Below are 6,390 nucleotides of genomic sequence, written 5' to 3' on the forward strand. Positions count from 1 at the left end.
TTTTTAGAAATATATTTTCTGTTGTAACGTTTCTCGCTGCTCGCCTCTTCGGAAAGTGATAAAACGAACCGGGTTCGTTTTATCACTTTGCGTATAAAAACGCCCCATGAGACAGTTTCACCTGGCACAACTGTCTCACTGAAAAAAGCCCGGGTGCCGCAGGGGCACTCGGGCTTTAGCAAACAAGCTGCAAGAGCTATGTCGCAGGAGCTACTCAGCCATGAAGTCACGCTGGACAGACGGGTCGACCTTGACGCCGGGGCCCATGGTGGAGCTGAGCGCAATGCTCTTCACATAGCGACCCTTGGCGGAAGAGGGCTTCACGCGCAGGATCTCGGTGTAGAGAGCGGCGTAGTTCTCAACGAGCTTCTGGTCGTCGAAGGACACGCGACCCAGCGGCACATGGCAGATGCCATAGCGATCGGCGCGATACTCCACGCGGCCGGCCTTGAGCTCGCCAACTATCTTGGCAACATCCATGGTCACGGTGCCGAGCTTGGGGTTCGGCATGAGGCCACGGGGACCAAGGATCTTACCGATGCGGCCAACCTTGGCCATCATGTTCGGCGTAGCGATGGCGGCGTCGAAGTTGATCTCGCCGCCCTGGATGGCAGCAACGAGCTCGTCGGAACCGATGACGTCGGCGCCGGCCTCCTCGGCCTCGCGAGCCTTCTCGCCCTCGGCGAACACGGCGACGCGAACGGTCTTGCCGGTGCCGTGGGGCAGGGAGATGGAACCACGGATGTTCTGGTCAGCCTTGCGGGTGTCGATACCCAGACGGAAGTGGGCCTCAACGGTCTCGTCAAACTTGGCCGGAGCGACCTCCTTGACGAGCTTCACGGCCTCAAGCGGGCTGTAGAGCTTGAACTTCTCGACCTTCTCCGCAGCGGCGCGGAAATTCTTTCCATGCTTCGGCATGTTCTACCTCCTGTGGTCAACGGGCATATGCCCTCCCACATCAAACGCGCGCCCCATTGCGCGCAAACGGGTGCTCCACCTTAGCGCACCCGCAGGAAAACAACGTTACTCAGCGACGGTGACGCCCATGGAGCGAGCGGTACCGGCGATGATCTTCTTAGCGGCCTCGATGTCGTTGGCATTGAGGTCCGGCATCTTGGTCTCGGCGATCTGGGTGAGCTGCTCCTGGGAGAGCTGACCAACCTTGTCGCGCTGCGGCACGGCGGAACCGCTCTTGAGGCCGAGGGCCTTCTTGATGAGGTGGGCCGCCGGAGGCGTGTGGGTCACGAAGTCGAAGGAGCGATCCTCGTAGACGAAGATCTCGACGGGGATGATATCGCCCGCCTTGTCCTGCGTGGCGGCGTTGAACGCCTGGCAGAACTGCATGATGTTAACCTGGGCAGCACCAAGGGCAGGACCGACAGGGGGCGCCGGGTTGGCCTGACCGGCAGGAATCTGAAGCTTGATGACGGTGGCAATCTTCTTCTCAGCCATCTCAAAACCTTCCTGAACCGAATGACGTGAAATCGAACTATCGTAAGCGCGCCCGTGCTAGAAGCACCCGTTCGGATGAGCGGTCTGAACGGGAAACACCGGCCCGCGTACAATCCAACCTTAGGAAATGACCTCGATCTGGTCGAACCCAAGCTCGACCGGGGTCTCGCGGCCAAAGATTTCGAGCGTGACCTTGACCTTGCCGGCCTCGGCGTTGATCTCGGAAATCTTGCCGTCGAAATCTGCAAGCGGACCAGAGGTAACCTTAACGGCCATATCGACCTCGAGCCCAACGGTGGTGCGCTTGGGAGCGTCGCCCGTCTTGGACTTGCGCATCATCTTGTTATATTCATCGCGGGAGAGCGGAGCGGGCTTGCCGTTACCGCCAAGAAAACCAGTGACGCCCTCGGTGTTGCGGACGCACGTCCAGGCATCGTCGTCCATCTCCATACGGACGAGTACATAGCCCGGGAAGACCTTGACATCCTTGGTCTCGCGCTTACCGCCTTCCTTGATCTCGGTCACGCTCTCCATGGGGATCTGGATATCGAAGATGCGGTCCTGCATGCCCATCGTCTCGATGCGATGCTGAAGGGTGTCCTTGACCTTCTTCTCGTAACCAGAGTAGGTGTGAACTACATACCAACGCTTCGACATGGCTTAGCCCCTCAATCCAGAGACGAGGAAGAGACCCTCGCCGATCACGAAGTCAAGCAGCGCGATGACGACGCCGACCACCACGAGCGAAGCGCACACCACCACGGAGTAGTTGATGAGCTCCTTCTTGCTCGGCCAGGTCACGCGGTGCATCTCGCTCTTCACGGAGGCGAAGTAGCGCACGATGCCGGCAAAGAACCCAGGCTTGCTGCCCTTCTTGTCCTTCGCCTTGGCCGCCTTTTCATTGGACTTGGTCACCGCAGTGGCCTTTGTGGCCTTAGCGCCGCGAGCGCCCTTGCTAGGCTTAGCCTCGGCGCTCTTCTTGGTAGCCTTCGCCTCGGCCTTCGAAGACGGCGCAGCGGCAGCGTCGGTCTTCTGCGTAGCCTTCTTCTTGTTCTTCTTGTTGGCCATAGTAGCTACCTCCGGCGCAATGAGCGCTTAACACAGGAAACCGTAAGCCCCGAAACGACGAGGCTTACGGATTGAAGACTGGCACGCCAGGAAGGACTCGAACCCTCAACACTCGGTTTTGGAGACCGATGCTCTACCAATTGAACTACTGGCGTGTAAACGATAAGAGACTAGCGAGTCTCTTTGTGCACCGTGTGACGACGGCACCAGGGGCAATACTTCTTGATCTCCATACGATCAGGCATGGTTGCCTTGTTCTTGGTCGTCGTGTAGTTGCGACGCTTGCACTCAGTGCATGCAAGGGTGACGAGAGTACGCATGAATCAATTACCTCCAAATACCGCCCCCAACGGGCACGATGGAAAAGACTAGCATCTTACCTGCGACGTTGTCAATGTGATGTTCCATGTCGCGGTTTATCTGCAGATACGTTCCACATCTTTCGACGGTATGTGCACCTGAGCCTATACGTGCTCAGCTCAACATACCTGCAGACGGCCCGTGACACGGCCCCACAGAAAAGGACCCAGCCCCGAGATGGAGCCGGGTCCCTTGAAGTCGGCGAAACCGAGATTACTCAGGAATAGCCTAAGTTACTCGATGATGGTGCTCACGACGCCGGAGCCAACGGTGTGGCCACCCTCGCGGATAGCGAAGCGGAGGCCCTCCTCCATGGCGATCGGGTGAATGAGGTCGCCCTCGATGGTGATGTGGTCACCAGGCATAGCCATCTCGGTGCCCTCGGGGAGCTTGACGGTACCGGTCACGTCAGTGGTACGGAAGTAGAACTGCGGACGATAGCCATCGAAGAACGGGGTGTGACGGCCGCCCTCCTCCTTGGTGAGGACGTAGACCTCGCCGGTGAACTTGGTGTGCGGGTGCACCGAACCGGGCTTGCAGAGAACCTGGCCGCGCTCGATGTCCTCGCGCTTGATGCCGCGCAGGAGGATACCGACGTTATCGCCAGCCTCGCAGAAGTCCATGGTCTTACGGAACATCTCGATGCCGGTGGCAACGGAGGACTGGGTCTCCTTGATGCCGACGATCTCGACGGGCTCGTTGAGCTTGAGCACGCCGCGCTCGACACGGCCGGTAGCAACGGTACCACGGCCGGAAATGGTCATGGTGTCCTCGACGGCCATGAGGAACGGCTTGGCGTCGTCACGCTCGGGGGTCGGGATGTACTCGTCAACGGCAGCCATGAGCTCGCGGACGGAATCCATCCACTTCTCCTCGCCGTTGAGGGCACCGAGAGCGGAACCACGGATGACGGGGATGTCGTCACCGGGGAAATCGTACTCGGAGAGGAGCTCACGGGTCTCCATCTCAACGAGGTCGATAAGCTCCTCGTCGTCAACCATGTCGCACTTGTTCAGGAACACGACGATGTAGGGCACGCCGACCTGACGGGCGAGCAGGATGTGCTCGCGGGTCTGGGCCATGGGGCCGTCGGTGGCGGCGATGACCAGGATAGCGCCGTCCATCTGGGCAGCACCGGAGATCATGTTCTTGATGTAGTCGGCGTGGCCGGGGCAGTCGACGTGAGCATAGTGACGGTTCTGGGTCTCATACTCAACGTGGGCGACGGAAATGGTAATGCCGCGCTCGCGCTCCTCGGGAGCCTTGTCGATGTTCTCGAAGGCAGTGAAGTCAGCCTTGCAGCCCTCGGTCTCGGAGAGAACCTTGGTGATGGCGGCCGTCAACGTGGTCTTGCCGTGGTCGACGTGGCCGATGGTGCCGATGTTAACATGCGGCTTTGTACGCTCGAACTTTTCCTTGGCCATAAAGCCCTCCTCCTTAAGGTCGTCCCCGCCGGGACATGCCTCTTTGAACTAAGTGGCTCCCCCACGTACATAGGAAAGCCACCGTGTTACCTGGTAGCGGTGACTGGATTCGAACCAGTGACGCCACGGGTATGAACCGTGTGCTCTAACCAGCTGAGCTACACCGCCGTACTGGAGCCTGCGACCGGACTTGAACCGGTGACCTCCTCGTTACCAACGAGGTGCTCTACCGACTGAGCTACACAGGCGCTTGCTTGCTGGTGGGAGCGCAAGGATTCGAACCTTGGTAGGCAGAGCCAACGGGTTTACAGCCCGTCCCCATTAACCACTCGGGCACACTCCCAGAGAAGCAAGCCTCGCCGGATTGGATACGTCCATAACGGAACTACCGCCCCTGCGAGCAGATGAATAGTACGACGATGTGCGTTGAGCTGTCAACCAAATTGCTTAAATACACGCGCCCGGGCGTATCTATAGACGCTGACCTGCTGTTTTTTGAGCTGATTCAGGAGCTCCAGTCGTGAATGTCCTGTGGATTGCCCGTTGCTCCTCACGCGATAAGCCCATCGCGCGTGCCGTGGCTTACAACGGTCCCCACCTGAGACAGTTTCACCCGGCACAACTGTCTCATGCCTCACGTGAGACAGTTTCACCCGGCACAACTGTCTCATGTCTCCGGCACAACCGTCTCGTCTCGAAACTCGGGCGGGTTTCGGACACAAACGCCGTCTTCGAGCGGGTTTCGTACGCTCAGAGGCCTCCGAGCGTCCGATTGTCGCCCGAGAAGCCAGCTAGCGTCCAAATCCGGCCCGAAAGCGCGGCGAGCGTCCGAATGTCGCCCGGCGGCGCCGGTGGTGTCTGAACCTCGACCGGCAGCGCGGAGGGCAACTACATCTCGCCAGAAAGTCCGCAACCGAACTCGTTTCTATCGCGCGGCAGCAAAAAGCCCGGCACCGCGAGGGCACCGGGCTTCTCATGCTTCTGGAGCCAGCGACAGGAATCGAACCCGCAACCCGCTGATTACAAATCAGCTGCTCTACCGTTGAGCCACGCTGGCGTCTAGTTTGTTCAGGATACTGAAAGTGCGCCAACCGCGCAAGCATGCGAAATCAGGACAGAGGGAATTCGCATCGCACGTCAGCGGTTGCTCGCGTCCGGCTATCCGCGATTGCGCAGGGCCTCGAGTTTGGCCAAAGCTTCGGGCGAAAGACGGCTCCCGAGCGTGAGCTTCACCTGCGGCGCCTCCTCTGCCTCCGCCACATCGGCATCGATCGAGCGAATCTCGTCTACGAGCATTCTCGCCGAAATACGCGTGACACCCTTGCCCATGACCGTCGCCTGAATGGTACCGTCGCTCGTCACCACCGAGCACGCGCGTCCCGCCTCGCGCGCCTCGATGCACAGGCGCTGCACCACCGTGTCCGCAGATACACCCGTGGGCGAGAACTCGATTCGCACGCCCGCCTGCGGGAGGTTGGGCCGATCCGCCGAAACGTTGCCCGCGCCGTCGAACACGATCACAGCATCATAACGGCGCTGCGCGAACGCGGCCACGTCCGCGATGAGCGCGGTGCGGGCGCGGTCGTAGACGTCGTTGGAATACGGGTCATCGGAGCGGTCGAAGATGAGCTGCTCGTAGCGCGGCGTCGCGTGGATGACGTTGTAGCCATCGACCACCAAAAGCTCGCGCTGGCCGCGTGAGTTGGTGCCGCGGGCGGGGTCGACCACGGTGGACGACACAAAGGCCGAGCCAAATGCGTTGCCAGCGCCGTAGGTGCTAGCATCGACCGCCGCGCGCGCCGAGCCCTCGCCGAACCGCTTCGCCTTGGCTTTCTGCCGATTCTTCTTACTCACGAGCACCTCCCACTCCGTCCGTGGCGGGCGCAGCAGAGCTCGCCGCGCCCACCGTGGCAGACACTCCGCGAAACTCGGGCAAGAATGTTCCGAAATCAGCCTCAGAAGGGACCGCGGACAAAAAGTTGGACGCCCGTCGGGCGTCGGAACGGAGGTCCGCATGCACTCCAGGGAGACCGTCGAGCTGTTCCTGCTCGGGATCGACGACGGCATGTCGACGAGAGAGGCCTCG

The 6,390-nt window shown here is 60.3% G+C and carries 8 protein-coding genes and 5 tRNA genes; all 13 read right to left on the minus strand.

All coding sequences use genetic code 11. From position 1 onward, the window contains the following. Positions 1-210: 210 nt before the first annotated feature. Positions 211-918, minus strand: a complete 708-nt coding sequence (gene rplA, locus GJE22_RS09800; protein WP_144688903.1) for a 50S ribosomal protein L1 — start codon at positions 916-918, stop codon at positions 211-213. 105 nt (positions 919-1,023) lie between these two features. Further along, positions 1,024-1,452 carry a 50S ribosomal protein L11 gene (gene rplK, locus GJE22_RS09805; protein WP_019127812.1) on the minus strand — a complete coding sequence of 143 codons (429 nt, stop codon included), beginning with the start codon at positions 1,450-1,452 and terminating at the stop codon, positions 1,024-1,026. 120 nt (positions 1,453-1,572) lie between these two features. Then, the gene (gene nusG / locus GJE22_RS09810; RefSeq protein ID WP_019127811.1) at positions 1,573-2,109 is read right to left on the minus strand and encodes a transcription termination/antitermination protein NusG; all 537 of its coding nucleotides are present in this window, start codon (positions 2,107-2,109) and stop codon (positions 1,573-1,575) included. A gap of 3 nt (positions 2,110-2,112) precedes the next feature. Continuing rightward, positions 2,113-2,520 carry a preprotein translocase subunit SecE gene (gene secE / locus GJE22_RS09815; RefSeq protein ID WP_144688904.1) on the minus strand — a complete coding sequence of 136 codons (408 nt, stop codon included), beginning with the start codon at positions 2,518-2,520 and terminating at the stop codon, positions 2,113-2,115. Positions 2,521-2,599: 79 nt separating this feature from the next. Continuing rightward, positions 2,600-2,675, minus strand: a tRNA-Trp gene (locus tag GJE22_RS09820). A 15-nt stretch (positions 2,676-2,690) separates the two neighbouring features. Then, positions 2,691-2,840, minus strand: coding sequence for a 50S ribosomal protein L33 (rpmG, locus tag GJE22_RS09825; RefSeq protein ID WP_019127809.1), 150 nt, complete (start codon positions 2,838-2,840; stop codon positions 2,691-2,693). 273 nt (positions 2,841-3,113) lie between these two features. After that, a complete protein-coding gene (gene tuf / locus GJE22_RS09830; protein ID WP_019127808.1) occupies positions 3,114-4,304 on the minus strand; it encodes an elongation factor Tu in 1,191 nt (396 codons plus the stop codon). Between the two features lie 91 nt (positions 4,305-4,395). Then, positions 4,396-4,472: transfer RNA gene (locus GJE22_RS09835), tRNA-Met, on the minus strand. A 4-nt stretch (positions 4,473-4,476) separates the two neighbouring features. Continuing rightward, a tRNA-Thr gene (locus GJE22_RS09840) sits at positions 4,477-4,552 on the minus strand. A 10-nt stretch (positions 4,553-4,562) separates the two neighbouring features. Next, positions 4,563-4,647, minus strand: a tRNA-Tyr gene (locus tag GJE22_RS09845). Positions 4,648-5,286: 639 nt separating this feature from the next. Next, a tRNA-Thr gene (locus tag GJE22_RS09850) sits at positions 5,287-5,361 on the minus strand. 101 nt (positions 5,362-5,462) lie between these two features. Then, entirely contained in the window at positions 5,463-6,158 is a 696-nt protein-coding gene (locus tag GJE22_RS10125; RefSeq protein ID WP_087186811.1) for an NYN domain-containing protein, read from the minus strand. After that, the coding region (locus GJE22_RS10130) for a hypothetical protein (RefSeq protein ID WP_218958386.1) at positions 6,151-6,390 on the minus strand (240 nt) is incomplete at its 5' end. The genes GJE22_RS10130 and GJE22_RS10125, both read right to left, overlap by 8 nt.

Origin of the sequence: Enorma shizhengliae, assembly GCF_009676995.1 — a bacterium.
Taxonomy (GTDB): domain Bacteria; phylum Actinomycetota; class Coriobacteriia; order Coriobacteriales; family Coriobacteriaceae; genus Enorma; species Enorma massiliensis.